The following is a 26,016-nucleotide window of genomic DNA, read 5'->3' on the forward strand; positions in this document are numbered from 1 at the left end:
TCGCATGAGACCCCGATGGACGCCGCTCGCGATCACGTACCTCGTCATCAGCATCGCCGGACTCGTCGCCGCGATGACCTTCAACGTGCTCGCGGCGGTCGCGATGCAGGACTTCCTCGCGGCGTGGTTCGGCGGCGGGCCCGCCGTCTCGTCGCTCACCGTCGACCTGCTCGGCGTGGCGGTGGCCGGCAGCATCCTCATCATCGTGGAGGCGCGGCGCCTCGGCATGCGCTTCGGCTGGCTCTACGTGGTCGGCTCGGCGCTGACCGCGTTCACCTTCACGTTCCCGCTGTTCCTCGCGATGCGGGAACGGCACCTCGCCGGGCTCGACGCGGCGGCACGAGAGGGCTAGGCGCCGAGCGAGTCGAGTGCCGAGACGAGGTCGCGGTACAGGTCGTCGACGTGCTCGAGGCCGACCGAGAGGCGCACGAGGCCGTCGGGAATGGTCGGCTGCTCGAGCTGCCAGCGACGACGGCGCTCGAAGGTCGACTCGACGCCGCCGAGGCTCGTGGCGTGCACCCACAGCGCGGTGCGCTGCACGAGCGCGTCGGCGGGCTCCTTGCCGCCGTGCACCACGATCGAGATGATGGCGCCGAAGCCGGGGTAGCGCACCTCGTCGAGGGCGGGGTGGCCCTGCAGGCGGGCGGCGAGCTCGGCGGCCGAGGCCTGCGCGCGCTCGAGGCGCACGGGCAGGGTTCGCAGGCCGCGCAGCGCCAGGTAGGTCTCGAAGGGCCCGGGGATCGCGCCGAACATCGACCGGTAGGCCGTGACCTTCTCGGCGAGCTCGTCGGATGCCGCGACCACGGCGCCCATGAGCACGTCGCTGTGGCCCGAGATGTACTTCGTCGCCGAGTGCACGACGAGGTCGGCGCCCGACTCGAGCGGACGCTGCAGGAGCGGCGTCGCGAACGTGTTGTCGACGGCGACGAGGGCGCCGTGCTCGTGCGCCGCGGCGACGAGCGCCGGGATCTCGGCGAGCTCGAGCGCGGGGTTCGTGGGCGACTCGATCCAGACGAGCGCGGCGCCCTCGATGGAGGCGGCGACGGCGGCCGTGTCGCTGATGTCGACGTAGACGACCGAGAGGCGGCCCCGCACCGCGAGCTGGTCGAGCTGCGCGACCGTGCCCGTGTACGAGTGGCGGGGCGCCACGACGGTGCCGCCCTCGGGAACCAGGTCGAGCACCGCGGTGATCGCGGCCATGCCCGAGGCGAAGGCGACGGCCCGGCCGCCCTCGAGCCCGCCGAGCGCCTCCTCGAACGCGGTCCACGACGGGTTGCCGTAGCGCGCGTACTCGAGGTCGCCGCCCGCGACGTACGTGGAGGTGAGGTGCACCGGCACGTTCATGGGCTGGTCGGGCACGTGCGGCGGCCGACCCGCGATGATGAGCCGCGTCTCGGGGTGCAGCGCGGGCGCCGCGGTCGTCGGTTCGTGCACGGTGGCCTCCGGAAAGCGCAGGGGTGGGATGCCGCGGCAACGGCGTGCGCGGCTCCGCCAGCGTAACCCGGCCGCCGCCTGCGAGACGACGCGGGATCGATGCAGCCCGCCGTCGCCCGGCGCAAGGGGGTGACAACCACCCGCCCGCCGCCCTAGCGTCGGAGCATGACCTCTGACGTTCGCACCTCGACGGTTCCGCGCAGCATCGGCCGCTGGTTCCTCGCCGGCAGCCTCGTCTTCGCGGGGGTGAGTCACCTGTTCTGGGCGCGCAAGGAGTTCCGCGCGCAAGTGCCGACCTGGGTGCCGATGGACGCCGACGGGGTCGTCGTCGCCTCGGGTGTCGTCGAGGTCGCGCTCGGCTCGGCGCTCGTCGTGCTGCCCAAGGAGCGCCGCCGCATCGGCTGGATCGTCGCGGCGTTCTTCACCGCCGTCTTCCCGGGCAACATCGCGCAGTGGCGCGAGCGCCGCGACGCGTTCGGCCTCACGACCGACCGGTCGCGATTCGTCCGGCTGTTCTTCCAGCCGCTGCTCGTCGCGCTCGCGATCTGGTCGACTAGGCCGCCGAAGCGCTGACGAGCGCTCAGCGCCGAGCGCTCAGCGCGGAGCGCGGATGAGCGAGATGATCGAGGCGAGCAGCCCGATGCCGCCCACGGCGGCGATCAGCCCGAGCACCGACCAGATCACGGCTTCAGTCGACATGGCGCACTCCTTCGAGATGGTGCAGATGGTGCTCCCATTCTGGCGGCACGACCCGCATCGGTAAAGGCCCGTCAGCGGCGGGTCCCGGGCCGAACGGCAGCGACGCCGACGCCCGGATAGGTGAGGCTCGCCTAAAAAGAAAACCGGTCTTGATCTGGGGAAAAGCGGCCCTTGTTCATGGCGGATCTCGGATGCTCGGGCGTAGCATCACCGGTACCCAGCCGAGTCACGTGGAGGCCACCATGAGCATGACCCTCGATGAACTGCCCGCCGTCGCCGAGTGTTCGGTGAGCGGCTGTTCGTACAACGACCACTCGCACTGCCACGCCGCAGCCGTCACCATCGGCGGTGCCGTCGGCGATGCCGAATGCGCGACCTTCATTCCGCTCGGCGTTCGCGGCGGCCTCGACAAGGTGGTCACCCACGTCGGCGCCTGCCAGCGTTCCGAATGCGTGCACAACAGCTCGCTCGAGTGCACCGCGCCCTCCGTGCGCATCGGCGCCGGCTCGGTCGACGACGCCGACTGCCTCACCTACGAGGTCGTCTGATCGCGACGAGGTCGCCGGTGCGCCTGAGCGCCTGAACCTCGAACCTCGAGCCCGGCGTGCGTTGGCGCGCCGGGCTCAGCCGTGCTCGCGCAGGTACGCCAGCTGGGCTCGGACGGAGGCCTCGGCAGCCGGCCTGACCGCGGCATCCGTGTCGGCGTAGACCGTGTCGACGACGCGCGCGACCGTCGCCGGATCGGCCGGGTCGGCGCCGAGCGAGGCGAGCACCGCCCGCACCTGGCCGAGCCGCTCGGCGCGGTGCGCGAGGTACTCGTCGCAGATCTCGGCGAGGTCGCGCAGCACCGGCCCGTGCCCGGGCAGCACGGCGACGTGGCCGCCTCGCGAGCGTGCGATGGCGCGCAGCCGCTGCAGCGACTCGAGGTACGGCCCGAGCGCGCCGTCGGGGTCGGCGATGATCGTGGTTCCGCGACCGAGGATCGTGTCGCCCGTGAGCACCGAGCCGTGCGGCGAGTCGTCGGCGAGCCCGAAGCAGACCGAGTCCGCGGTGTGACCGGGCGTGAGCAGCACGTCGATGGCGAGGCCCGCGGCCTCGATGCGCTCGCCGTCGACGAGCGGGGCGCCGTCGATGCAGAACGCCGCATCGACCGCGCGCACCGGGGCGCCGACGAGCTCGGCGAACCGCGCCAGCCCGTCGCGGTGGTCGGCGTGGTGGTGGGTGAGCAGCACGAGCTCGACCGGGCCCAGGGCCGCGAGGCGCTCGAGGTGCCCCTCGTCGAGCGGTCCGGGGTCGACGACGATGGCCCCTGCGGCTCCGGGCGCCCGCAGCACGTACGAGTTCGTGCCGTCGAGCGTCATCGGTCCGGGGTTCGGCGCGAGCAGGCAGGTGGCCAGGCTCGAGACCGATGAGGGGCGGATGCCGCGGCGAGCGTGGTGGGGCAGCGGGTCGGCCATGTCCCGAAGTGTACGCGCGGGCCGACGGTGCCGGTGGGGCGCGGGTTCGCCCGGTGCGGTTTCGCGCGCTGCGTCATAGTGTGGAGGTCATGTCCGCCGAGCTCGACGCCGTGATGCGCGACACGGTCGACGGCTCGGCCGCCACCGTCGTCCTCCTCCGAGACGGAGAGCGCGGGGTCGAGGTGCTCCTCGCCGAGCGCCCCCAGCGCGGCTCGTTCGCCGGCGCCTGGGTGTTCCCGGGCGGCGCCGTCGATGAAGCGGATGCCGCCGGCGGCCCGCTCGACGACGAGGCCGCCGCGCGCCGTGCCGCCGTGCGCGAGACGCACGAGGAGGTCGGGCTCGTGCTCGGTCAGCAGGAGCTCGTGCCGTTCTCGCACTGGACCCCGCCGCCCGGATCCCCGAAGCGCCTGCGCACCTGGTTCTTCGCCGCCCGCATGCCCGAGGGCGAGCTCGTGCTCGCACCAGACGAGGTCGTGCGTGCCGAGTGGTTCCGCCCGATCGACGTGCTCGAGCGGCATGCCGCCGGCAGCATGACGCTGTGGCCGCCGACCTGGGTGACGGTGCACGGACTCACCGACGCGGCATCCGTCGACGAGGCGCTCGCCGCGCGCGCGGCCGGTGAGGTGCGCCCGTACGTCTCGCGCTACAACGACGACCGCACCGCCGTCATCTGGCAGGAGGACGAGGCGTTCGACGGGGAGCGCCCCGACACGCACGCCGTGCCCGACGAGGCATCCAAGGCCCCGGGCGCGCAGCACCGGCTCATCGTGGGCAGCCTCCCGTGGGTCTACACGAACACCCTCGGCGCCGGGAGCTGAGCACATGACCGACGTCACGGTCGTCGGCAGCGGTCCCAACGGGCTCGTGGCCGCGGTGGTCGCGGCACGCGCCGGGCTGTCGGTGCGCGTGCTCGAGGCGTCGTCGACGCTCGGCGGCGGCGTGCGCACGGCCGAGCTCACGCTGCCCGGATTCCGGCACGACGTCGGATCCGCGGTGCATCCGGCCGGCCTCGCGTCGCCGGTGTTCCGCCGGCTCGGGCTGCTCGACCGGGTCGACTGGATCGTGCCCGAAGCGTCGTACGCGCACCCGCTCGACGGCGGTCGAGCCGGCATCGCCTGGCGCGACCTCGACCGCACCGTCGACGGGCTCGGCGCGGCCGGCCCTGCCTGGCGCCGGCTCGTCGCGCCGCTGCTGGCGCACGAACGGGGCGTCGTGCAGTTCACGGGCTCGCAGTTGCTGCGCGTGCCGCGCGACCCGGTGGTGGCCGTGCTGTTCGGGCTGCGTGCACTCGAGCAGGGCGTCTCCCCGCTGTGGAACCTCAGGTTCGGCGGCGGAGTCGGCGCCGAAGCGCTCGACGGCGAGGTCGCCGAGGCGCTGCTCACGGGCGTCGTCGCGCATGCCGCCGGGCCGATGCCCTCGCTCGCCTCCGCGGGCGCCGGCCTGCTGCTCGCGATGCACGGCCACGGCGTGGGCTGGGGCTTCCCGCGCGGCGGATCGCAGGCCATCGCCGACGCGATGCTCGACGAGCTGCGCGAGCGGGGTGCCGAGATCGTGACGGATGCCGCGGTCGAACGACTCGCCGACGTGCGCGACTCGCGCGTGGTGCTGCTCGACACGACCCCCGAACTGCTGCTCGGCGAGGACCTCCCGCCTGCGTACCGGCGTGCACTGCAGCGCTACCGGTACGGCTCCGGCGTGGCCAAGGTCGACTTCGCGCTCGACGGACCGGTGCCGTGGGCGAATCCACTCGTCGCCCGCACGGCGACGGTGCACCTCGGCGGGACGCGCGCCGAGATCGCGGCGGCCGAGAACGCCGTGCACCGAGGGTTCCAGCCGGGGATCGGCGGTGCGCCGCGGCATCCGTACGTGCTCGTGACCCAGCCGAGCGTGCTCGACCCGACCCGCGCACCGGCGGGAAAGCACGTGCTGTGGGCGTACACGCACGTTCCCGCGGGTTCGCGCTTCGACGCGACCGAGCTCGTCACCGCCGAGGTCGAGCGGTTCGCGCCCGGCTTCCGCGACCTCGTGCTCGGGTCGGCGTCGAGCAGCGCGGCCCAGATGGCGGCGCGCAACGCGAACCACGTCGGGGGCGACATCTCGGCGGGTGCGCTGACGCTGGCCCAGCTCGTCAAGCGGCCCGTCGTCTCGCCCGCACCCTGGCGCACGCCGCTGCCCGGCGTGTACCTGTGCTCGAGCGCGACCCCGCCTGGGCCGGCCGTGCACGGCATGAACGGCTGGTGGGCGGCGAGGCTCGCCCTGCGCGAGCGGTTCGGCATCCGGTCGGTCGAGTAGCGGAGCGTATCGAGACCCTGGCGCGTGGTTGGCGTCGATACGGCGCTGGCGAGCCTACTCGACCGGCGGAAGACGTGCGCGCGTAGCCTGAGGGCGTGGACTGGTTCGGCTGGTTCGATGCGCACGACTCCGAGGTCGCCCGCGAGGTGCTCCAGCGCGGGGTCGCCGCGCTCGCGCTCGTCGCGTTCGTCTCGACGCTGAACCAGTTCCGCCCGCTGCTCGGCGAGCACGGGCTGCTGCCGGTGCCCGAGCTGCTGCGGAGGTCGTCGCGCCTGCGCGGTCCGAGCGTGTTCCGCTGGGGGTACACGGACCGCCTGCTGGTTGCGGTGGCGGTCTCAGGCGCCGTGCTCGCGGCATCCGTGGTGCTCGGCCTGCCCCAGCTCGGCCCGCCGTGGGTGCCGCTCGTCGTGCTGCTCGCGACCTGGCTCCTGTACCTCTCGATCGTGAACGTCGGCCAGACCTTCTATGGCTTCGGCTGGGAGATGCTGCTCTGCGAGGCGCTCTTCACGGTCGCGTTCCTCGGCTCGCAGCAGGTGCCGCCTCCGATCACGATCGTCGTGGCCGTGTGGTGGCTCGTGTTCCGCCTCGAGTTCGGGGCGGGCATGATCAAGATCCGCGGCGGGCGCGAGTGGCGCGACCTCACCGCGCTCATGTACCACCACGAGACGCAGCCGATGCCGGGGCCGCTCAGCCGCCAGGCGCACCTGCTGCCGGCGTGGTTCCATCGCGGCGAGGTGCTCGGCAACCACGTGGCGCAACTCGTCGTGCCGTTCCTGCTCTTCGTGCCGTGGATCGGCCCGGTGCCCGTCGGCGCGATCGCCGCCGCCGTGGTGATCCTCACGCAGCTCTGGCTCATCGTCACGGGCAACTTCGCGTGGCTCAACGCGATCACCGTCGTGCTCGCGGCCGCCGCCATCCCCGATTCGGTGTGGCACGCGGTGATCCCGGCGATCCCGGCGACGCTTCGAACGGATGCCGTGGGGTCGCCGCCGTGGTGGATCGTCGTCGTGCTCGCGGCATCCGCCCTGCTGCTCGTGCTCAGCTGGTGGCCGCTGCGCAACCTGCTGGCGCGTCGCCAGCTCATGAACGCGAGCTTCAACCGGTGGATGCTCGTGAACGCATACGGCGCCTTCGGCACGGTGACGAAGCGCCGCATCGAGATCGTCGTCGAGGGCACGCTCGACGCTTCGCCGGGCGACGACGCCGACTGGCGCGAGTACGGCTTCAAGGGCAAGCCGGGCGACGTGCGCGCGATCCCTCGCCAGTGGGCGCCGTACCACCTGCGCCTCGACTGGCTCATGTGGTTCCTGCCGCTCGGGCGCATGTGGGAGCCGTGGTTCGAGGTCTTCCTGCTCCGTCTGCTGCAGGCGGATGCCGCGACGCTGCGCCTGCTCGCCAGGGACCCGTTCGACGGCGCGGCGCCCCGCTGGCTGCGGGCCCGTGCCTACCACTACCGGTTCGCGACCCGGGCGGAGTTCCGCGAGGCGGGGGAGCGCTGGGTGCGCACCCTCGAGGGCGAGGTCGTGGGGCCGACGTCGCTGCGGGGCTGAGACGGGTCAGGCTGTTGCGGCCTCGTCGGCCGGGCGGTGCTCGACGTCGTCGACGTGGGCGGCGGGCATGGCGATGCCGCCCGCGATCGTGACGACCGCGGCGACGAGCACCGCGACGAACACGGCCGTCGATGCCGCGTGGATCGCGACGGGCGACTGCTCGCCGAGGCCCGACCGTGCGATCACGCCGTTGGCGACGGCGCCGAAGATCGCGACGCCGACGGCGCTGCCCATGGACCGCAGGAACATGTTGGCGCCCGTGACGACGCCGCGCTCCGACCAGGGCACCGACGACTGTGCCGCGATGAGGGTCGGGGAGGCCACGAGCCCCAGGCCGATGCCGACGACGAAGCAGGCGATCGCGGTCGTCCAGACGTTCGGGGTGAGGGAGGCCGCGACGAGCGCGGCCGCGCCGAGCACGGCGACCGCGAGGCCGATGAGGGCCGTGCTCCGGAACCCGATGCGCAGGAACAGCCGCCCCGACTGGCTTGCGGCGATCGGCCAGCCGAGCGTCAGCGCGGCGACGGCGAGCCCCGAGACGATCGGGCTCGCCCCGGCGGTCGCCTCGAGGAAGGTCGGCACGTACGAGGTCAGCCCGATGAGCACGGCGCCGACGCCGAGCGAGATGAGGGAGGTCGTCACGATGAGGCGGCGCGAGAAGACCCACAGCGGCAGCACCGGTTCGGCGGCCCGGCGCTCGATGAACACGAACGCGACGAGGAGCAGCGCGCCGACGGCGAACGCGCCGATCGACTGCCACGAGAGCCACGCCCAGGCCTGGCCGCCCTCGAGCACCGCGAGGATCAGCAGTGTCGACGCGATCGTCAGCACGCTCGCACCCGCGTAGTCGATGCGGTGCTTCTCACGTGCGACGGACTCGTGGTAGCTGCGGATCAGCATCCACGCCGCGAGCAGGCACAGCGGGATGTTGACGAAGAAGATCCAGCGCCACGACGCGAACTCCGAGAACAGGCCGCCGAGCGTCGGGCCGACCACCGAGGAGATCGCCCAGACGCTCGCGACGTAGCCCTGCACCCTGGCGCGCTCGCGCACCGTGTAGATGTCGCCCGTGATCGTGATCGACACGGGGAGCACGGCGCCGGCGCCGAGGCCCTGCACGGCGCGGAAGACGATGAGCGAGGTCATGTCCCACGCGAAGCCGCAGAGCACGGAGCCGACGAGGAACAGGCCGATGCCGATGAGCATGATCGGCTTGCGACCGACGGTGTCGGCGAGCTTGGCGTACACCGGCACCGAGACGGCCTGCGCGAGGAGGTAGATCGAGAAGAGCCACGGGAACTGCGTGAACCCGCCGAGGTCGGCGACGATCGAGGGCACCGCGGTCGCGAGGATCGTCGAGTCGATCGCGATGAGGCCGGTGGCCAGCATGACGGCGATGAGCACGGGCCCACGGTCCGAACGGAATCCCACGGCGGTCGTCTCGGTCACGTTCACCTCTCGCGTGCGGGCGCGATCGACCGCGCACACAGAAGGGCAACGCCATGGCGCCGGAATCATTCCGGGCGCGCGGCATCCGCTTCGATGACGATCGGATTCCGCTAGACGGTCTAGTTACCAGTTTGCGTAGGATGTCGCCATGGGTGAACCGCAGTCCTCGCACTACTGGTACGCGGACGACCGCACCCGACGCAGCGTCGCGGTACTCGACGCCCTGCGTGAGTATCGTGCGGCGGAGTCCGCGATGCGACGCCGCACGCGCTCGGCGATGCGCATGGGGGAGACCGACCTGCTCGCCATCCGGTTCCTGCTCAAGGAGCGGTCGGCCGGTCGCATGGTGAGTCCGAAGGACATCGCCGCGCACCTCGGCATCTCGACGGCATCGACGACCGTGCTCCTCGACCGGCTCGTGCGCAGCGGGCACGTCGCTCGTCGACCGCATCCGACCGACCGCCGAGGGCTCGTCATCGAGGCGACGATCGACAGCGACGAGGAGGTGCGCGCGACCCTCGGGGACATGCACCGGCGCATGATCGACGTCGCCGAGTCGCTCGCGCCCACCGAGGCTGCAGCCGTGATCGGGTTCCTGGAGCGCATGCGGGAGGCCGTCGACAGCGTGCCGAAGCCCGACGAGGCGACGGTCGGCGCTGCGGCGGCGGCGGATGCCGCGGTGCGATCCGGTGCGGATGCCGCAGGCCGGGCGTGACCTCCCGTCAGCGCCGAGGACATACCGCGATCGAGTTGTCAAGGCCCTCCGGCGGATCAAGTAGTTAGATAAACTAGCGAAAACGCGAGGGGCAACCGGTGCCTGCGCCACCCATTCACGAGGTACGACCGCAGGAGCCAGGCATGACCGATCCGATCCCCGCCGACCCGGTGGTCGATCCGCCGACGAGACCTCGATACGACGTGCTCGGACACCTCGGCTCCGGCGGCATGGCCGACGTGTATCGAGCCCGCGACACCGAACTCGGTCGCGAGGTCGCGATCAAGTTCTTCCGCGACGAGGACGGCACGATCGCCGACCAGCAGCGTCGCGAACGCGAGATCCACCTGCTCGGCGTGCTGAGCCACCCTGGTCTCGTCGGCGTCCACGACGCGGGCACGATGCTGCACGGCGGGCGCCCCCGAAGGTTCATCGTCATGGAACTCGTCGAGGGCCGCTCGCTCGAGCACCGCCTCGCACGGTCGCCGATGAAGCCGCGTCAGGTGGCGGACCTCGGCGCGCAGCTCGCCGACGCGCTCAGCTACGTGCACTCCCGTTCGATCGTCCACCGCGACGTGAAGCCCGAGAACGTGCTGCTCGACGAGACCCCTGCCCTCGGCTACACGCTGATCGCGAAGCTCGCCGACTTCGGCGTCGCGCAGTTCGTCGAGGGATCCCGCCTCACGAACGACGGGGCGATCATGGGGACGGCGGCCTACATCTCGCCCGAACAGGCGCGAGGCGAGACGGTCGGCCAGCCGAGCGACGTGTACTCCCTCGGCCTCGTCCTGCTCGAGGCGCTGAGCGGTGAGCGGGAGTACACCGGCACCCCGATCGAGGCGGCGCTCGCCCGGCTGCACCGGCCTCCGGCCGTGCCCGACGAACTCGGCGACGAGTGGCGCGACCTGCTCCTGGCCATGACCGACGACGATCCCGCAGCCCGACCGAGCGCGCACGATGTCGCCGCCACGCTGCGCGACCTCATCCGCTCGATGATCATCGAGGGGCGCGGCAAGCGAGGGCGCGGTGGCGAGCGCCGCCGTGCGGTGGGCGCGTCCCGCAGGGCCGGGGCGTCTCGCGCGGCCCGATCGACGGGCGGGCTCCTGACGACGGGCCCGCTCCGCCCGAGCGGCTCCGGGCGCGCGAGGACCGCGAATCGCACGACCGGGGCGGCCGTCGTCGCCAGTTCGGTGGCGGGCGGCCTCATCGTCCTCGCCGCCCTGATCGTCGGCATGGTGGCCGGTGTCACGGCCCTCTGACGACCCGCGGTCGCGGCCGGTTCGCGGCGCGGCATCCGATCGCGGGGGCGTGCCGAAGCGTAGCGTCGCACCCATGTGGAGACGCGCACGACCGCAGACGCCCAGGCCGGCGGCCGAGATCACGACCGACAGCACGGTGCACGCGCCCGAGGTGAAGATCCGGTCGTTCCGCATCGGCTTCGTCGGTGCGCTCGGCGTGCTGCTCGCCATCCTGCTCGGCGGCATCGTCTCGCAGCTCGGCACCGTGCTCCTCTACGTGGCGCTCGCGCTGTTCCTCGCGCTCGGCCTCGACCCCGTGGTCAGCTGGCTGCAACGGCGCAGCCTGCCGCGATGGGCGGCGATCCTCATCGTGTTCGCCGCGGTCATCGGCATCTTCGTCGGTCTCATCGCCACGATCGTGCCCATCGTCGTCGAGCAGACCAAGATCATCGTCGAGAACTGGGACGACATCCGCGAGAACGTCCTGAACAGCGACTTCGTGGCGTGGCTGAACGCGCTCGGCGGCGGCGACCACGCGATCGACGACGCGATCGCCTCGGCCGGCGACTGGCTCGCCGATCCCGCGAACCTCGGCGCCCTCGGCGGCGGCATCCTCGCGGTCGGCGTCGGCATCGCGGGCGGATTCACCGGGGCCACGATCGTGCTGATCCTCACCCTCTACTTCCTCGCCTCGCTCGACTCCATGAAGCGCTACTCGACCAAGTTCGTGCCGGCCAGCTCGCGCAGCAAGTACCGCGAGGTGACCGAGGAGATCACCGGTTCCGTCGGCCGCTACGTGATCGGGCAGTTCAGCCTCGGCGCCGTGAACGGCGTGCTGAGCCTCATCTTCTTGACGATCATCGGCGCTCCGGCGCCCATCCTGCTGGCGTTCATCGCGTTCCTGCTCTCGCTCGTGCCCCTCGTCGGAACGCTCACGGGCGCCGTGATCATCTCGCTCGTGTGCCTCGCCGCGTCGCCCGCGACCGCGCTCGCCGCGGCGATCTACTACCTGGTCTACATGCAGGTCGAGGCCTACGTGCTGAGTCCTCGCATCATGAACAAGGCGGTCGCGGTGCCCGGCGCCCTCGTCGTCATCGCGGCGGTCGCTGGCGGCACGCTCGGCGGCGTGCTCGGCGCGCTCGTCGCGATCCCGGTGGCGGCCTCGCTCATCATCATCGTGGAGAAGGTCATCTTCCCGAGGCAGGACGCCCACTGACGTCGACGGCCCGCCCCGCGTGGGGCGGACCGAGACGCGTGGGCGGGCGGGCGTCGTCGGATCAGGCGAACAGGTCGGCGATGGCCTGGCCGTCGACCGGAACGCCCGCGGCCGCGAGCAGGTCGGTGATCTCCCACTTCTCGGGATCCGCCGTCGAGATCTTCTCGAAGAGCGCGACGCCGCCGACCTTCTCCTTGGCCGGCGTCCAGTGGGGATCCCGGTTCAGGTAGGAGAACGCGTCACCTCGCAGCAGCCCCGAGAACACCGCCGCGACGATGGTCGAGCCGACCGCGCCGAGGTGCTCGCCATCGGCGGGGGCCTCGCTCGCCTCCTTGAGGATGTAGACCCAGAGGGATTCCTCCATGGGGTCGAGATTCTCGATCGGGCGGATGTGCAGCGCGTGGGCGACGTCGGTGGCCGACGGCAGTTCCATGCGCCAGCCGCGACGGATGTTGAGCTCCGCGAGCGGGTTCGGCGTCGGTCCGCCAGGGATCGTGAACACCGACTTGCTGAGATGCGTGTCGATCTTGTGCGCCCTCTGCGGGAACGGCCCGCCCGAAGACGGGAAGTCGAAGTACCAGTCCCATTGCAGCGAGTGCCGGTCGGGCAAGGGTGAGCCGCCGCGCAGGTCGGGCGGGCCGGGTACCGGGACGGACGGCTGGGTCACTCCCGGGGTGGCGAAGATCGGCTTGCCGAACTGGGTTCCGATCGGCGGCGAGACGCCGACGCTGCGCTGCAGTTCGATGTTGAGCTGGTACTCGGCGCGGATCATCGAGTGCCCGAACCGGTACGCGGCCACCGAGAACTCCACCGGCATGAACGGGTTCTCGCTCCAGTCGTACACGTCCTCGAGTCCGTAGGTGACCGAGTAGAACGGGCCGCCGGCATCGCCGCCGTCCTCGTCGAACGAGATCGCCTTGGCGAAGACCTTGTCGTCGACGATGCGCGAGACGAAGTCGTTCCAGACGACGTACTGGTAGAACCACACGGTGATGCGCTGAGCCTCGAGGAACAGCTTCCGTCCGGTCGGCGCGATCTCACCAGCCGGAACCGGGGCGTCCGCCAGCTTCTGCAGCGTGCTGTTGTGCGCGAGCGCGAATGCGAGCTGCAGTTGCGAGACGATGCGGTTCTCGTCGTTGCGCGGGTCGCCGATGAGTGCGATGCCGTCGGCGTTTCGCTGCACATCGGGTTCCTTCGGCGATTCGCCCGTGCCGACCTTGAGGAACCCGGGGAACCCGTCGGGCAGCACGCGAACGTGGTCGTAGAGGTACGGCTGGTCGTCAGGGCCGCGCCCGTAGAGGCTGTCGAGATCGAACCTCGGCGACCTGAAGTTCTGCAGGCCGTCTGGGTCGTTGTGCCTCGTGAGGCTCGACTGCGGGTCGAACGTGATGTCGTGGTCGATGAACTGGCCGAGATACGTGTAGCCGACCGGCGTGGCGCTGTCGGGCGGGGCGCCGTCGGCGAACATCTCGTCGATCGCGAAGGTGCGGATCGCCGCCTCCTTCTCGGCGTCGGTGGCCCCCGGAGGCGACCACGGGGTGAAGCCGCGGCCGAAGAGGCGCCCGAAGCGCCCCTCGTGACTGCGGGAATGGGGCACGTTCAGTGGCACGATCGAATGCTTGCTCGTGTGTTGCATGGTTCTCGCCCTCCAGCGATGGGGCCCGTCGGCCACGACGGCTCGGCATCGCCATCACAGCGTCGGCGGGGGTGAACACGGCGAGTGTAGGTCGATGCTGAGCAATGCTCATCAGTGATGGCACTGATGCCGGGAGGGGCGCACGGGAGGGCGCCACGGCACGGGCGCGCGGCAGCGGCGCGCGGATCCGAGCCCGAATGCCGACCGGCGGGCCGGGTTCAGAACCAGATGCTGAGGTGCGGGGTGCGCGGTGCGGCGAACAGGCGGTCGGCGAGGGCGAGCGAGCCGGGCGACAGTTCGTCGATGCGTCCGGCACGGGCCAGCACCGATGGGCGCACGCCGCCGAGGTACACCGAGCCGAGTTCGCGCACGTCGAGCCGCAACCCGTGCGCGGCCTGCCCGCGCGAGCGGCGACCGGGGCGTGTGGCGGCGGCCGCGGCATCCGGAGCCTCGTCGGCCCGGCGCACCTCGGCGTGCCCGTCGCCCGAGGCGTCGAGCACGTAGGTGCCGGCCGCGTGGCCGAGTGGGTCGACGACCTCGAGCGTGAGCGTGCCCGACGCGCCGTACTCGCGCGCCGAGAGCGCCACGACCGGGTCGAGCACGCGCAGCCACAGGTGATCGACGACATCGTGCATGCTCACGGCGCGTGGATCCTCGAGGAGCCAGGGGAGCGTCTCGTCGACGCTGCGCAGGCGCGCGTGGATCTCGGTGACGAAGTCCAGCTCGACGAGGAAGTGCCAGAGTGCGCGCTCGGCCTCGTCGGTCGCGGCGACGAACACGTCGCACTCGACGACGCCCGGCTGGTTCGGCTCTCGCCCGACCGTGTAGGCGATGAACCCCTGCGCCTGGCCGGACCGGTCGTCGTACCTGGCCACGCGCAGGGCCCGCGATGCCGCGCTGTCGGGGTCGACGACACGGAGCTGGCGTTCGAGCAACCCCGGCCAGCGGTCGATCTCGCCCGGCGTGCGCGCGACGGCGCGGCGGGCGATGGCGGGCGCCTTGGCGATGAGATCGGCGGGTTCGACGAACTGCACGCGGCCGGGCGCGCCCGGGCCGATCCAGTGCACGCGACGCCGGTCGACCTTGATCGTGGCTGCGGATGCCGCGGGGCCGAACCCGTAGCGCCCGTAGATGGTGGCCTCGGTGAGCGTGAGCATGGCGAGGGCGGCGCCCGCCTCGCTCGCGTAGCGCAGCTGCGCCTCGAGCAGGGCGCGGGCGATGCCGCGGCGGCGGTGCGTGGGGGAGACGGTGACCGCGCTCACGGCCCAGGCGTCGACGCTGCGACCGCCGGGCACGCTGAGGCCCGACGGCCAGCCGTCGACGGTCGCGACGGGCACCGCGGCATCGTGTGCGCTCGGGTCGTAGACGCCCCGGACGCTGCGCTGCTTCGCGACCTGCAGTTCACGTCGGAGCTCCGCAGCCTCGGGCCGCGCGTGGTGGAATCCGCGGGTCTCGGCCTGGGCCCATGCCTGCAGCGCGGCCTCGTCGGCGGGGTCGACCTGGCGGTAGTCGAGTCCGCGGCCTCGGAGGGCGTCGATCGTGGACTGATCGGCCGGAATGCTGCGGGGATCGAACATCACTCCAGCGTACCCATCGGCGCGCATCCGGGGCAGAATGGAACCATGACTGGGCAAGCGCTTTCCCGAATCGGACACGCGATCGACGGACAGCACCCGGCACGGTCGGTGTTCCGGCTGCTCGACCTGCACCGCAGGAGCGTGGTCGCGGCCGTCGCGTTCTTCACCCTCAAGGACACCCCGCTCTGGCTCCTTCCCGTCATCACCGCGGCCATCATCGACGTCGTCGTGGCCGGCGGGCCCGTCTCGACGCTCATGATCTGGGCCGGCGTCGCCGTCGTCGCGCTCGCCCAGAACTACCCGAACCACGTGCAGTACACGCGGCTGTTCATGGGCGCCGTCCGCGCGATCGGCGCCGACCTGCGCAACGCGCTCGCGGCCAGGCTGCAGGCGCTCTCGATCGGCTTCCACTCGCGCGCGAACTCCGCCGTCGTGCAGACCAAGGTGGTGCGCGACGTCGAGAACGTCGAGGTCATGCTGCAGCAGGCGGCGCATCCGCTGCTCTCGGCGACCATGGTGCTCATCGGCGCGGTCGTCATGACGGCGATCAACGTGCCCGCGTTCCTGCCCGTCTACGCGCTCGCGATCCCGCTCGCGGTGCTGCTGCGTGCGATCCTCAACCGGCGCAGCGCGATGCGCAACGCCTCGTTCCGCCGTGAGGTCGAGCAGTTCTCGGCCCGCGTCGGCGAGATGGCGACGCTCCTGCCCATCACGAGGGCGCACGGCCTCGAGCAGACCGCCGTCAACCGGGTCGCCCACGGTGCCGAGGGCGTGCGCGCGGCCGGCTTCCAGCTCGACCTGCTCAACGGGCGCTTCGCGTCGCTCTCGTGGGTGAGCCTGCAACTCCTGGGCGTCGGATGCCTCGTGCTCGCCGCGTGGGTCTCGATCACGGGGCTCATCGCCATCACCCCCGGCCAGGTCGTGCTCCTGAGCTCGTACTTCGCGCTGCTCACCGGGGCGGCGACGAACCTGCTCATGCTGCTGCCGATCATCGCCCGCGGCACCGAGTCGATCCGCTCCATCGGCGAGGTCATGCAGGACCCCGACCTCGAACGCAACGAGGGCAAGCGGCCGGTCGTCGAGGTGCGCGGCGACCTCACGCTCGAGGGGGTCGGCTATCGCTACGACGACGGGGCGGATGTCGCGGCCGACGGTGCCGGGGCCTCGGGCCGCGTCGAGCTGTCGGGCGGGAGCCGCCCGCGGCGGCCCGCGCTCTCGGACCTCGACCTCGACATCCGTGCCGGGGAGACGATCGCGTTCGTCGGGTCATCCGGATCCGGGAAGTCGACGCTGCTGAACCTCGTGCTCGGGTTCCTCCGGCCCACGAGCGGACGCGTACTGCTCGACGGCGCCGACATGGAGGAGCTCGACCTGCGCACGTTCCGCAGCTTCGTGTCGGTCGTGCCGCAGGAGTCGGTGCTGTTCGAGGGCAGCATCCGCGAGAACATCGCGTACGGACTCGGCGACGTCGACGACGACCGCGTGCTCGACGCCCTGCGCGACGCCAACGCGCTCGAGATCGTCGACGCCCAGCCCGAGGGCTGGAACACGGTCGTCGGCGAACGCGGCGCCCGCCTGTCCGGCGGCCAGCGGCAGCGACTCTCGATCGCCCGAGCGCTCGTGCGCGACCCCCGCGTGCTGCTGCTCGACGAGGCCACGAGCGCCCTCGATCCCGAGTCGGAGGCGAAGATCAAGGTCGCGCTCGAGCACCTCATGCGCGGACGCACGACCCTCGTCGTCGCCCACCGCCTGTCGACGATCCGTTCGGCCGACCGCATCGTCGTGCTCGAGCAGGGCCGCATCGTCGAGATCGGGTCGCACGCCGAGCTCATCGCCGCCGGCGGGCGCTACGCCGAACTCGATCGGGTGCAGTCGGCGTAGCGGATGCCGCGGGCGGCCGCAGTCGGGCCCCGCCCCGTCCGGTGGGGCGACCCTGTTGCGTGCGTGCTCGGCCCTGCTCGACTCGACTCCGCTCGACCCGGCTCGGCGCGGGTCGCACGGAATTCAGGCGAACGTCGCCGTGTCCGGCCGTTCGGTCGGGTTTCGGCCTGAGCAGCCTCCGTATGCCTGAATGGCGTGTGTGTGGCGTGTGTGTGGCGGGTGGGCATGCCGGCGTGCGGGCGTGCGTGGCGGTTGAGCGACATGGTGGGAGGAGTTCGGCGGCTCGGGAGGGTGATTCCGGAGGACGGGGCCTCCCGACGCCACGATCCCCTCCCGTCGAGGCGACGAGAGGGGATCGGAGTCAGGCATCCGGCCGCTGCTCAGGCCGAACTCCCGTGGATCGGCCTGAGCACGCGCCGTTCGCCTGAGCAGCGTTCGCCTGAGCGGCGTTCGCCTGAGCGGCGGGAGGAGTTCGACGGCTGGGGAGGGCGATCCCGGGGGACGTGGCCTCCCGACGCGACGATCCCCTCTCGTCGCCTCGACGAGAGGGGATCGAGAGGCTCGGCGGCTCGGGTCCGACGTTCGGCGGCTACGCGGTCACGGATGCCCGCAGGTGCGGCGCGACGGCGGCGCCGAATGCACGGGCGGTGCGCTCGACGACGTCGGGCCACGCGGCATCCCAGATCTCCTGGTTGAAGATCTCGACCTCGATGTCGCGGTCGTAGCCGGTGGCCTCGACCGCCGCGGTGAGGCTCGCGAAGTCGATGACGCCGTCGCCGGGCTCGTGCCGCGAGAGCAGCACGTCGGCGGCGAGCGGCGTGTTCCAGTCGCACACCTGGTAGGTCGCGATGCGGCCGGATGCCCCGGCGCGGGCGATCTGCGGCAGCACGTCGGGGTCCCACCACACGTGGAACGTGTCGATTGTCACGCCGACCACCGACGGGTCGAACGGCTCGGCGAGGTCGAGCGCCTGGCCGAGCGTCGAGACGACGGCGCGGTCCGACGCGTACATCGGATGCAGCGGCTCGATCGCGAGGGTCACGCCGACGGATGCCGCGTACGGGGCGAGCTCTGCGAGGGCGTCCGCCACGCGCGAGCGGGCGCCGACGAGATCGGTGGATCCCTCGGGCAGGCCGCCCGCAACGAGCACGAACACGGGCGTGCTGCCGGGCGCGCCGGCCGCCGCGAGGGTCGCCGTCTCGTCGATGCCCCGACGGTTGTCGTCGATCGACGCGCGGCGGGCCGGGCCCTCGGGCATCGTGAAGAAGCCGCCGCGGCAGTACGTCGACAGGCGCAGCCCCGAGCTGGCGAAGCGGCGGGCCGCCTCGTCGAGCCCGACGGCTTGCACGGGCTCGCGCCAGAGGCCGATCGACTCGTAGCCGCCCTCGGCGGTGACGCGCAGGGCGTCGTCGAGCGGCGCGTACTTGATCGTCGCCTGGTTCATCGACAGGCGGGGGTGCGCGCTCATGCGTGCACCTCCTCGTCGACGGATGCCGCGTCGACGGCGTCCGCCGACGCGGAGTCTTCAGTCGCAGGGGCCGCGTGGGCGGCATGACCCGCCGGTGCGGCGGGCGCGATCGCGCCGGCCGCGGCATCCGTCTCGGCCGCGGCATCCGTCTCGCCAGCGGCATCCGTCGTCGTGACCGCCGTGACGTCGACGCCGTTGAGCGTGAGCAGCGAGTGCCAGCGCGCCGCCGCGAGCTCGGGGCGCTCGAGGGCGCCCGACGCGTTCGCGAGCTCGACGATGCGCGAGAGGTGCGGCAGGCTGCGGGCCGCGTGCAGGCCGCCCACCATCTGGAACGCCGCCTGGTGGCCGTTCAGCCACGACAGGAACGCGACGCCCGTCTTGTAGTAGTACGTGGGCGCGGCGAAGACCTGCTGCGAGAGCGGCTCGGTCGGCGCGAGGATCTCGCGGTAGCCGGCGACGTCGCCCCGGTCGAGCGCCTGGATCGCGGCCGACGCGTTCGGCGCGAGGCACGAGAACGCGCCGAGCAGGGCGTCGGAGTGCCCCTGCTCGTCGCCCTCGATGAGTCCGACGTAGTGGAAGTCGTCGCCCGTGAACATGCGCGCCGACTCCGGCAGGCGGCGCCGGACGGCGATCTCCGCGTCGGCGTCGAGCAGGCTCATCTTGACGCCCTGCACCTTGTCGCCGTTGTAGCCGATGATCTGCAGGAGGGTCTCGGCCGCGGCATCCGTGTCGTCGGATCCGAAGTAGCCGGCGAGGCTCGGATCGAAGGCCGTGCCGAGCCAGTGCAGCACGACCGGCCCGCCCGCCGCGGCGAGCACCTCGCGGTACACGCGGCGGTAGTCGTCGGCGTTCTGCGCGGCGCGCGCGAGGTGACGGCTCGCCATGAGCACGACGCCGGCTCCGGCATCCTCCGTGCGATGCAACTGCTCCTTGTAGGCGTCGATGACCTGGTCGAGCGAGATCTGCTCATCGTCGACGTGGTCGGTGTTCACGCCCACGACGAGCCTGCCGCCGACGGATGCCGCCTCGGCCGCACTGCGCGAGATCAACTCGCGCGTGGCCGCCGCGTCGAGCCCCATGTTGCGCTGGGCGGTGTCCATCGCATCGGCCACGCCGAGACCCCACGACCACACGTGGTGGCGGAACGCGAGCGTCGCATCCCAGTCGATCTCGGCCGGCTGCCCCGGCGTGTTGTCGGCGTGGGCCTTGGGCACGACGTGCGCAGCCGCGTACGCGACCCGGCTGGTGAGCGGATGCCGCGGCTTGGCGAACGTCGGCGCCTCGGCGAGGTCGACGGCGCGCCGTGCGCCGCCGGCGTCGAGGAGGGTGAGCGTGGTCATGGTCAGCGGGCCCCGGCGAACTCGGGAGCCTCGACGGCGGCCGCGACATCCGCGGTGCTCAGGCCCGAGTCGAGCGTGACGACCGGGATCTCGATGCGACGGCCCTCGCGGCTCGACGCGAGGCCCTGCTCGGCGAGGAGCACGCCGCGGGCGCCGGCGAGGAAGTCGAACTCGTTGGGGGCGTCCTCGACGACGTGGCGGATGAACTCCTCCCACTGCGTCTTGAAGCCGTTCTCGAACTCGCGGTTGCCGGGGCTCTCGATCCAGTCGCCGGCGTAGTCGTGCGCGTCGGCGAGGTCGGGGTTCCACACGGGCTTCGGGGTCGCGTTGCGCGGCTGGATCTTGCAGCCGAAGAGGCCCACGACGGCCGAGCCGTGCGTGCCGTCGACCTGGAACTCGACGAGCTCGTCGCGGTTGACGCGCGTGGTCCAGCTGGAGTTGAGCTGGGCGACCACGCCGCCCTCGAGCTCGAAGATCGCGTAGGCCGCGTCATCCGCCGTGGCCGCGTAGGTCTCGCCGCGCTCGTCGACGCGCTCGGGGACCTCGGTGACGGCCTTCGCGTAGACCGACTCGACGCGGCCGAAGAGGTTCTCGAGCACGTAGTTCCAGTGCGGGAACATGTCGACGATGATGCCGCCGCCGTCCTCGGCGCGGTAGTTCCAGCTGGGGCGCTGGGCGGGCTGCCAGTCGCCCTCGAAGACCCAGTAGCCGAACTCGCCGCGCACGCTCAGGATGCGGCCGAAGAAGCCCGAGTCGATGAGGCGCTTGAGCTTCTGCAGGCCCGGCAGGTAGAGCTTGTCGTGCACGACGCCGTTCTTGATGCCGGCCTCGTCGGCGAGGCGGGCGAGCTCGAGCGCCTCCTCGAAGGACTCGGCAGTGGGCTTCTCGGTGTAGATCGCCTTGCCCGCGGCGATGGCCTTCTTGATCGCGACCGCGCGCGCCTTCGTCACGAGGAAGTCGGCGTAGATCTGCCAGCGGTCGTCGGCGAGCGCCTCGTCGAGGTTCGTCGTGTAGTGCTCGATGCCGTGCTTGGCCGCGAGGTCGGCGAGCTTCTTCTCGCTGCGGCCGACGAGGATCGGCTCGACCTGCACCCGGGTCTCGCCGTCGGCGAGGAGCACGCCGCCCTGCTCGCGGATCGCCAGGATCGAGCGCACGAGGTGCTGGCGGTAGCCCATGCGGCCCGAGACGCCGTTCATGATGATGCCGATGGTCTGGGGCGCCGGCGGTGCGGAGGCTTCGGTGCCTGCGGGGGCTGCGGTGTCTGCCACGGTGGTTCCTGTTCGACGGGGCGGAGGCGGCGGTCGGTGCCGCGTCCCGCGGTGGGAAAGCGTTTACCCGAGTGTGCCACACGGGTCGCGGTCGCGCAAGACCCGGTGCGCTTCGCTGCCCCGACGGGCGCAGGTCGCGGAACGCGCGTCGGTCGCCGGTCGCCGGTCGCCGGTCGTCGCCGAGTCGCAGGACGAACCCGGCGCCACGCCGACGCGGCTCGGCGTGGCGCCACCATCCTCCTGCGACTCGGCGAACGCCGCGGGTGCGGTGCGGGGTGCGGGGTGCGGGGTGCGGGGTGCGGGGTGCGAGGCAGGGTGGCGAGGCGGGCGGGTGGCGAGGTGGGCGGGTGGCGAGGCGGGCGTGGTGCGCCGGGGCGCCCGGGGCGCCGATCCACACGGGCGGCAGGCGGCTCCGGCCGGGCGGGCCGACTAGGACGCGAGGCGGGGCGTGCTCTCGCGGATGACAACCTCGGTCGAGACATCCGCCGACGCGGCACGGGCGGATGCGGCATCCGCTTCGTCGTCGAGGGCGAGGCGCAGCGCCTGCTCGCCGATGCGCTCGAGGGGCATGCGCACGCTCGTGAGGCGCGGGGTGACGTCGCGCACGGTCGGGATGTCGTCGAAGCCGGCGACGGCGAGGTCGCGGCCGGGCTCGAGGCCGGCGTCGCGGATCGCCGACATCGCGCCCATGGCCATGACGTCGTTGAGGGCGAATACGACCGTGGTGTCGCCGATGCCGGCCTCGAGGAGGCGCCGCATGCCGTCGTATCCGCCGTCGCGCGTGAAGGCGCTGCGCACGAGCCGGTCGTCGGGCAGGCGTGCGCCATGCGCGGCGAGTCCTTCGGAGAAGCCGGCGATGCGGTCGTGCGCGGTGCGCAGCGTCTCGGGGCCGGTCAGGGCGGCGAAGGTGCGGTAGCCGAGGCCGTGCAGCTCGATTGCGAGGTCGCGCGCACCCGCACGGTTCGCGAGCGGCAGGGTGCGGAAGGGCAGGTCGCTCTCGCTGATGAAGACGGCGCGGCCGCCGGTCTGCTCGTAGGCCGTGAGCTCGGCCTCGAGCGCGGCGGCGTGGGGGTCGCCGATGTTGCGCGAACCCGAGAGGATCATCACGCGCGGTCGCTGCCCGCGCATTGCCCGCACGAGTTCGAGCTCGCGTTCGGTGTCGCGCTTGGTCTCGGCCATCGTGACGATCAGGCGGTCCTCGCCGGCGGCGCCGACGACGCCCGCGGCGATCGACGAGAAGTACGGGTCGGCGATGTCGGCCACGAGCAGTGCGACGGTGGTCGACGTGCCGCGCGCGACGGCCTGGGCCGAGAGGTTGGGCGTGTAGCCGAGCTTCGCGGCGGCGGCGAGCACGCGTTCGCGGTACTCCTCGTTCACCTTGCGAGCGCTGCCGTTCAGCGACCGGGACGCGGTGGCGAGCGAGACGCCCGCCTCGCGGGCGACGTCGTGCAGGGTGGCCGGCGTCGATCGCCGGGTCTGGGGGCCGCCCTCAGCCATGGGTCCTCCTGGGTCGCACGTCGGCCGTGCCGCGTGGGGTTGGTCGCGTCGTCACCGGCCGAGCGCCTCGACTCTACCGTGGGCGTCGGGTGGCGGGGTTTTGCATCGCCCGGCGTTGCTGGTAGAACTGTACTGCGGCACGAGATAGCGCTTTCCCGCCCGATTCCAGTCGATCGAGGCGCAGAACGGATGACGCTGAGCAAGCGGTTTCTCGAGCGCGGGCGCCGCACCACCAACGACGCGATGGAGCACAGGATGGCGCAGCACGAACGGTACGCACTCGTCGGAACGGGCAGCCGCGCCGGCATGTACATCGCCGCGATGTCCGGAACCGCGTTCGGTGCCGAGCACGTCGCCGAGGTCGCCGACCTCGTCGCCTGGTGCGACGTCAACCCCGGCCGCCTCGACGTCTACGAGCGCGAGGTCGTCGAGTCGGGACATCCGGCACCCGTGCGCTACCCGGTCGACGACCTCGAGCGCATGATCGTCGAGGAGCGCATCGACCGCGTCGTCATCACCACGCCCGACTTCACCCATGCCGAGTACGTCGTGCGCGCCCTTCGCGCGGGCGCCGACGTGGTCGTCGAGAAGCCGCTCACCATCGACGCGGAGAGCGTGCGACGCATCGGCGAGGCCATCGCCGAGACCGGCCGCGAGGTCATCACGACGTTCAACTACCGCTACAGCCCCCGCAACTCGACGCTGCGCCAGGTCATCGCCGACGGTCGCATCGGCCGCGTCACGAGCGTGCACTTCGAGTGGGCGCTCGACACGGTGCACGGGGCCGACTACTTCCGTCGCTGGCACCGTCAGAAGCAGAATTCGGGCGGCCTGTTCATCCACAAGGCCTCGCACCACTTCGACCTCGTCAACTGGTGGATCCAGGCGACGCCGGTGCGGGTCTTCGCGAGCGGCGGCCTGCGCTTCTACGGCGCCGAGAACGCGGAGGCGCGCGGCCTGGGCGCGCGTCCGTCGCGCGGCACCGGCGCGAGCGGCGACCCGTTCTCGCTCGACCTCGCGGGCGACCCGCGCATGAAGGAGCTCTACCTCGATCAAGAGCACCACGACGGCTACCTGCGCGACCGCGACGTGTTCGACGCGGGCATCACGATCGAGGACAACCTCGCCGCCCTCGTCGACTACGACTCCGGCGCGACGCTCAGCTACTCGCTGAACGCGCACGCTCCGTGGGAGGGCTACCGCGTCACCGTGAACGGCACCGAGGGTCGCGCCGAGCTCGAGGTCGTCGAGCGCGGCGCCGTGCTCATCGGCGACGACGGCCGGGTGATCGTCGATCCGTCGATGCATCCGGATGCCTCGGCCACCGACGACGTGCGCCCCCACGGCGAGCGGCTCGTCGTGCAGCGGCACTGGGAGGGGGCCGAGGTCGTGCCCATCCCCGACGGCATCGGCAGCCACGGCGGCGGCGACGCGTTCCTGCTCGACCACCTCTTCCGGCGGGTGACGGATGACGCGCCGCTCGGCCGCGTGGCCGGCTACGCCGACGGCGTGCGCGCCGTGTCGGTCGGCATCGCCGGAAACCGGTCGCTCGCCACGGGGCAGCCGGTGCTGATCAGCGAGCTCGAGCTCGGGGTCTGAGCGAGGACCGCCCGCCATCGAGATGACAGCTGTTGTCGGGTGCGCGGTGGCGCAGGCGGCAAGTCGTGCCATGTCGGTCAGGTGTGCGAGCGTGCGGGCGACGCGTCAGGGCAGCGCGAGCGTGCGGGCGACGCGTCAGGGCAGCGCGAGCACGCCGTCGACCCGGCGCGGGATGCCGAGCGGGTTGTCCTCGCGGAGCTCGGCCGGCAGCGCGGCATCCGGGGCCTCCTGGTAGGCGACCGGCCGCAGGAACCGGCGCATCGCCGTGACGCCGACCGAGGTGTGGATGGTCGTCGTCGAGGGCCAGGGGCCGCCGTGCTGCTGAGCCCAGCTCACCGCGACGCCGGTCGGCCATCCGGCGAAGAGCACCCGGCCGGCGATCTCGGTGAGCACCGCGAGGATGCCGGCGAGGTCCTCACCGGCTTCGGCGTGGACGGTCGCCGTCAGGCTGCCGCCGATCGCGTGGATCGCCGTGAGGGCATCGTCGACGTCGGTGTACTCCACGATGAGCGTCGCGGGGCCGAAGCACTCGGCGAGGAGCGCGCCGGGGTCGGCGAGCACGGCGGAGGTGGTCGTCGACAGCACGACGGCGGAGCCGGTGCCCGGCTGCTGCGCGGGGTCCCCGGCGACGATGGTCACGTCCTCATGCCGGGCGAGACCGGCGATCCCGTCGGCGAATGCGGCGGCGATGCCGTCGGTGAGCATCGGCACGGCACCCGGCTGCCCGAGCTGCGCGGCGACGAGCTCGGCGAAGCCGGAGCCGGCCGGCACGAAGACGACGCCGGGGTTCGTGCAGAATTGGCCCGCGCCGAGCGTGAACGACCCGGCGAGGCCGGACGCGAGGTCGTCGGCGCGCGCCTCGACGGCGGCCGGCGTGATGAGCACGGGGTTCACGGCGCTGAGCTCGCCGTAGAACGGGATCGGGTCGGGCCGGGCCGACGCGAGGTCGAACAGCACGCGTCCGCCATGGAGCGAGCCGGTGAACCCGACCGCGCGGATCTCGGGGTGCTGCACGAGCGCGACGCCGGCCGCTCGTCCTTCGACGTGTCCGAAGACCCCCTCGGGAGCGCCGGCGGCGGCCAGCGCGTCGGCCACGATCTCGGCGGTGCGACGCGACAGGCGGGGGTGCGCCGAGTGGCCCTTGACGACGACGGGGCATCCGGTGGCGAGCGCCGACGCGGTGTCGCCGCCCGCGACCGAGAACGCGAACGGGAAGTTCGACGCGCCGAACACCGCGACCGGCCCGAGCGGGCGCAGCATGCGGCGCAGGTCGGGCGTCGGCGGGATCGTGGTCGCATCCGGGTGGTCGATCGTCGCCTCGAGGTAGGAGCCTTCGACGATGGCCCGCGCGAACAGCCGCAGCTGCGAGGTCGTGCGGGCGAGCTCGCCCGTGAGGCGAGTGGTGCCGAGGTGGGACTCCTCGTCGGCGAGCGGCACGAGCTCGTCATGCGCCGAGTCCAGGGCGTCGGCGACGGCCGTCAGCCAGGCGGCGCGCTCCGCGGCGGTCGAGGCGACGGTCGTGGCGAAGGCTCGGCGGGCGGCGGCGGCGGTCTCGTCGACGGACGGCGAGCCCGCGGCATCCGTGATCGAGGTGCCGGGGGTGGCTGACGTGCCCGACGTGGCTGACGTGCCCGAGGCGGTGGTGGCGGTGTCGGTGGTCATGAATCCTCCGTGGTTCGGATCGATCGAGCGGATGCCGC

Annotated in this window: 21 protein-coding genes; 11 read left to right on the forward strand and 10 right to left on the reverse strand. The window is 72.2% G+C overall.

What is annotated here, in order from left to right:
- The first annotated feature begins 4 nt into the window (after window positions 1-4).
- Entirely contained in the window at window positions 5-352 is a 348-nt protein-coding gene (locus ABIC29_RS03580; protein WP_055855585.1) for a DUF2834 domain-containing protein, read from the forward strand.
- Here ABIC29_RS03580 and ABIC29_RS03585 read toward each other — a convergent pair.
- Window positions 349-1,434, reverse strand: coding sequence for a trans-sulfuration enzyme family protein (locus ABIC29_RS03585; protein WP_354242807.1), 1,086 nt, complete (start codon window positions 1,432-1,434; stop codon window positions 349-351). The two genes, ABIC29_RS03580 and ABIC29_RS03585, sit on opposite strands and share 4 nt — an antisense overlap.
- A gap of 165 nt (window positions 1,435-1,599) precedes the next feature.
- Here ABIC29_RS03585 and ABIC29_RS03590 point away from each other — a divergent pair, with 165 nt between their 5' ends.
- Complete coding sequence (locus ABIC29_RS03590) at window positions 1,600-2,007, forward strand: DoxX family protein (RefSeq protein ID WP_055855588.1); 408 nt, start codon at window positions 1,600-1,602, stop codon at window positions 2,005-2,007.
- Window positions 2,008-2,375: 368 nt separating this feature from the next.
- The gene (locus ABIC29_RS03595; RefSeq protein ID WP_354242810.1) at window positions 2,376-2,681 is read left to right on the forward strand and encodes a DUF1540 domain-containing protein; all 306 of its coding nucleotides are present in this window, start codon (window positions 2,376-2,378) and stop codon (window positions 2,679-2,681) included.
- A 75-nt stretch (window positions 2,682-2,756) separates the two neighbouring features.
- On the opposite strand, the gene ABIC29_RS03600 is transcribed toward ABIC29_RS03595, so the two are convergent.
- Window positions 2,757-3,590 (reverse strand): MBL fold metallo-hydrolase, encoded by an 834-nt coding sequence (locus tag ABIC29_RS03600; RefSeq protein WP_354242813.1) that lies wholly within the window; start codon window positions 3,588-3,590, stop codon window positions 2,757-2,759.
- Between the two features lie 89 nt (window positions 3,591-3,679).
- On the opposite strand from ABIC29_RS03600, the gene ABIC29_RS03605 reads away from it, so the two are divergent.
- The 3 genes from ABIC29_RS03605 to ABIC29_RS03615 all read left to right on the forward strand — a co-directional run bounded on the left by ABIC29_RS03605 (window position 3,680) and on the right by ABIC29_RS03615 (window position 7,432).
- A complete protein-coding gene (locus ABIC29_RS03605; protein WP_354242816.1) occupies window positions 3,680-4,408 on the forward strand; it encodes an NUDIX hydrolase in 729 nt (242 codons plus the stop codon).
- Window positions 4,409-4,412: 4 nt separating this feature from the next.
- A complete protein-coding gene (locus tag ABIC29_RS03610) occupies window positions 4,413-5,882 on the forward strand; it encodes a phytoene desaturase family protein (protein WP_354242819.1) in 1,470 nt (489 codons plus the stop codon).
- Between the two features lie 95 nt (window positions 5,883-5,977).
- Complete coding sequence (locus ABIC29_RS03615) at window positions 5,978-7,432, forward strand: lipase maturation factor family protein (RefSeq protein ID WP_354242822.1); 1,455 nt, start codon at window positions 5,978-5,980, stop codon at window positions 7,430-7,432.
- A gap of 6 nt (window positions 7,433-7,438) precedes the next feature.
- Here ABIC29_RS03615 and ABIC29_RS03620 read toward each other — a convergent pair whose 3' ends face one another.
- On the reverse strand, window positions 7,439-8,821 hold the full coding sequence (locus ABIC29_RS03620) for an MFS transporter (protein ID WP_354244583.1): 1,383 nt from the start codon (window positions 8,819-8,821) through the stop codon (window positions 7,439-7,441).
- 208 nt (window positions 8,822-9,029) lie between these two features.
- Here ABIC29_RS03620 and ABIC29_RS03625 point away from each other — a divergent pair, with 208 nt between their 5' ends.
- The 3 genes from ABIC29_RS03625 to ABIC29_RS03635 all read left to right on the forward strand — a co-directional run bounded on the left by ABIC29_RS03625 (window position 9,030) and on the right by ABIC29_RS03635 (window position 12,050).
- Window positions 9,030-9,596, forward strand: a complete 567-nt coding sequence (locus ABIC29_RS03625; RefSeq protein ID WP_354242825.1) for a MarR family winged helix-turn-helix transcriptional regulator — start codon at window positions 9,030-9,032, stop codon at window positions 9,594-9,596.
- 143 nt (window positions 9,597-9,739) lie between these two features.
- Window positions 9,740-10,855 (forward strand): serine/threonine-protein kinase, encoded by a 1,116-nt coding sequence (locus ABIC29_RS03630; protein ID WP_116080883.1) that lies wholly within the window; start codon window positions 9,740-9,742, stop codon window positions 10,853-10,855.
- 73 nt (window positions 10,856-10,928) lie between these two features.
- The gene (locus ABIC29_RS03635; RefSeq protein ID WP_116080884.1) at window positions 10,929-12,050 is read left to right on the forward strand and encodes an AI-2E family transporter; all 1,122 of its coding nucleotides are present in this window, start codon (window positions 10,929-10,931) and stop codon (window positions 12,048-12,050) included.
- A 61-nt stretch (window positions 12,051-12,111) separates the two neighbouring features.
- Here ABIC29_RS03635 and ABIC29_RS03640 read toward each other — a convergent pair whose 3' ends face one another.
- Both ABIC29_RS03640 and ABIC29_RS03645 read right to left on the reverse strand, forming a co-directional pair.
- Entirely contained in the window at window positions 12,112-13,659 is a 1,548-nt protein-coding gene (locus ABIC29_RS03640) for a peroxidase family protein (RefSeq protein WP_158551754.1), read from the reverse strand.
- A gap of 245 nt (window positions 13,660-13,904) precedes the next feature.
- Window positions 13,905-15,263, reverse strand: coding sequence for a GNAT family N-acetyltransferase (locus ABIC29_RS03645; protein WP_158551755.1), 1,359 nt, complete (start codon window positions 15,261-15,263; stop codon window positions 13,905-13,907).
- Between the two features lie 45 nt (window positions 15,264-15,308).
- On the opposite strand from ABIC29_RS03645, the gene ABIC29_RS03650 reads away from it, so the two are divergent.
- Window positions 15,309-17,144 carry an ABC transporter ATP-binding protein gene (locus tag ABIC29_RS03650; RefSeq protein ID WP_116080887.1) on the forward strand — a complete coding sequence of 612 codons (1,836 nt, stop codon included), beginning with the start codon at window positions 15,309-15,311 and terminating at the stop codon, window positions 17,142-17,144.
- A gap of 589 nt (window positions 17,145-17,733) precedes the next feature.
- Here the strand turns inward: ABIC29_RS03650 and ABIC29_RS03655 are convergent.
- The 4 genes from ABIC29_RS03655 to ABIC29_RS03670 all read right to left on the reverse strand — a co-directional run bounded on the left by ABIC29_RS03655 (window position 17,734) and on the right by ABIC29_RS03670 (window position 22,717).
- Window positions 17,734-18,612 (reverse strand): sugar phosphate isomerase/epimerase family protein, encoded by an 879-nt coding sequence (locus ABIC29_RS03655; RefSeq protein ID WP_354242830.1) that lies wholly within the window; start codon window positions 18,610-18,612, stop codon window positions 17,734-17,736.
- Window positions 18,609-19,952, reverse strand: a complete 1,344-nt coding sequence (locus ABIC29_RS03660; protein ID WP_354242833.1) for a dihydrodipicolinate synthase family protein — start codon at window positions 19,950-19,952, stop codon at window positions 18,609-18,611. The genes ABIC29_RS03655 and ABIC29_RS03660 overlap by 4 nt, the downstream gene beginning before the upstream one ends.
- Before the next feature lie 2 nt (window positions 19,953-19,954).
- Window positions 19,955-21,148 carry a Gfo/Idh/MocA family protein gene (locus tag ABIC29_RS03665; protein ID WP_354244586.1) on the reverse strand — a complete coding sequence of 398 codons (1,194 nt, stop codon included), beginning with the start codon at window positions 21,146-21,148 and terminating at the stop codon, window positions 19,955-19,957.
- A gap of 501 nt (window positions 21,149-21,649) precedes the next feature.
- Complete coding sequence (locus tag ABIC29_RS03670) at window positions 21,650-22,717, reverse strand: LacI family DNA-binding transcriptional regulator (RefSeq protein WP_116080889.1); 1,068 nt, start codon at window positions 22,715-22,717, stop codon at window positions 21,650-21,652.
- A 243-nt stretch (window positions 22,718-22,960) separates the two neighbouring features.
- Between ABIC29_RS03670 and ABIC29_RS03675 the strand changes: the two genes are divergently transcribed.
- A complete protein-coding gene (locus ABIC29_RS03675) occupies window positions 22,961-24,316 on the forward strand; it encodes a Gfo/Idh/MocA family protein (RefSeq protein ID WP_354244589.1) in 1,356 nt (451 codons plus the stop codon).
- 135 nt (window positions 24,317-24,451) lie between these two features.
- Here the strand turns inward: ABIC29_RS03675 and ABIC29_RS03680 are convergent, their stop codons facing one another.
- Window positions 24,452-25,978 (reverse strand): aldehyde dehydrogenase (NADP(+)), encoded by a 1,527-nt coding sequence (locus ABIC29_RS03680; protein ID WP_354242836.1) that lies wholly within the window; start codon window positions 25,976-25,978, stop codon window positions 24,452-24,454.
- Window positions 25,979-26,016: the final 38 nt, after the last annotated feature.

It is taken from the genome of Agromyces sp. PvR057, assembly GCF_040547485.1.
GTDB lineage: Bacteria > Actinomycetota > Actinomycetes > Actinomycetales > Microbacteriaceae > Agromyces.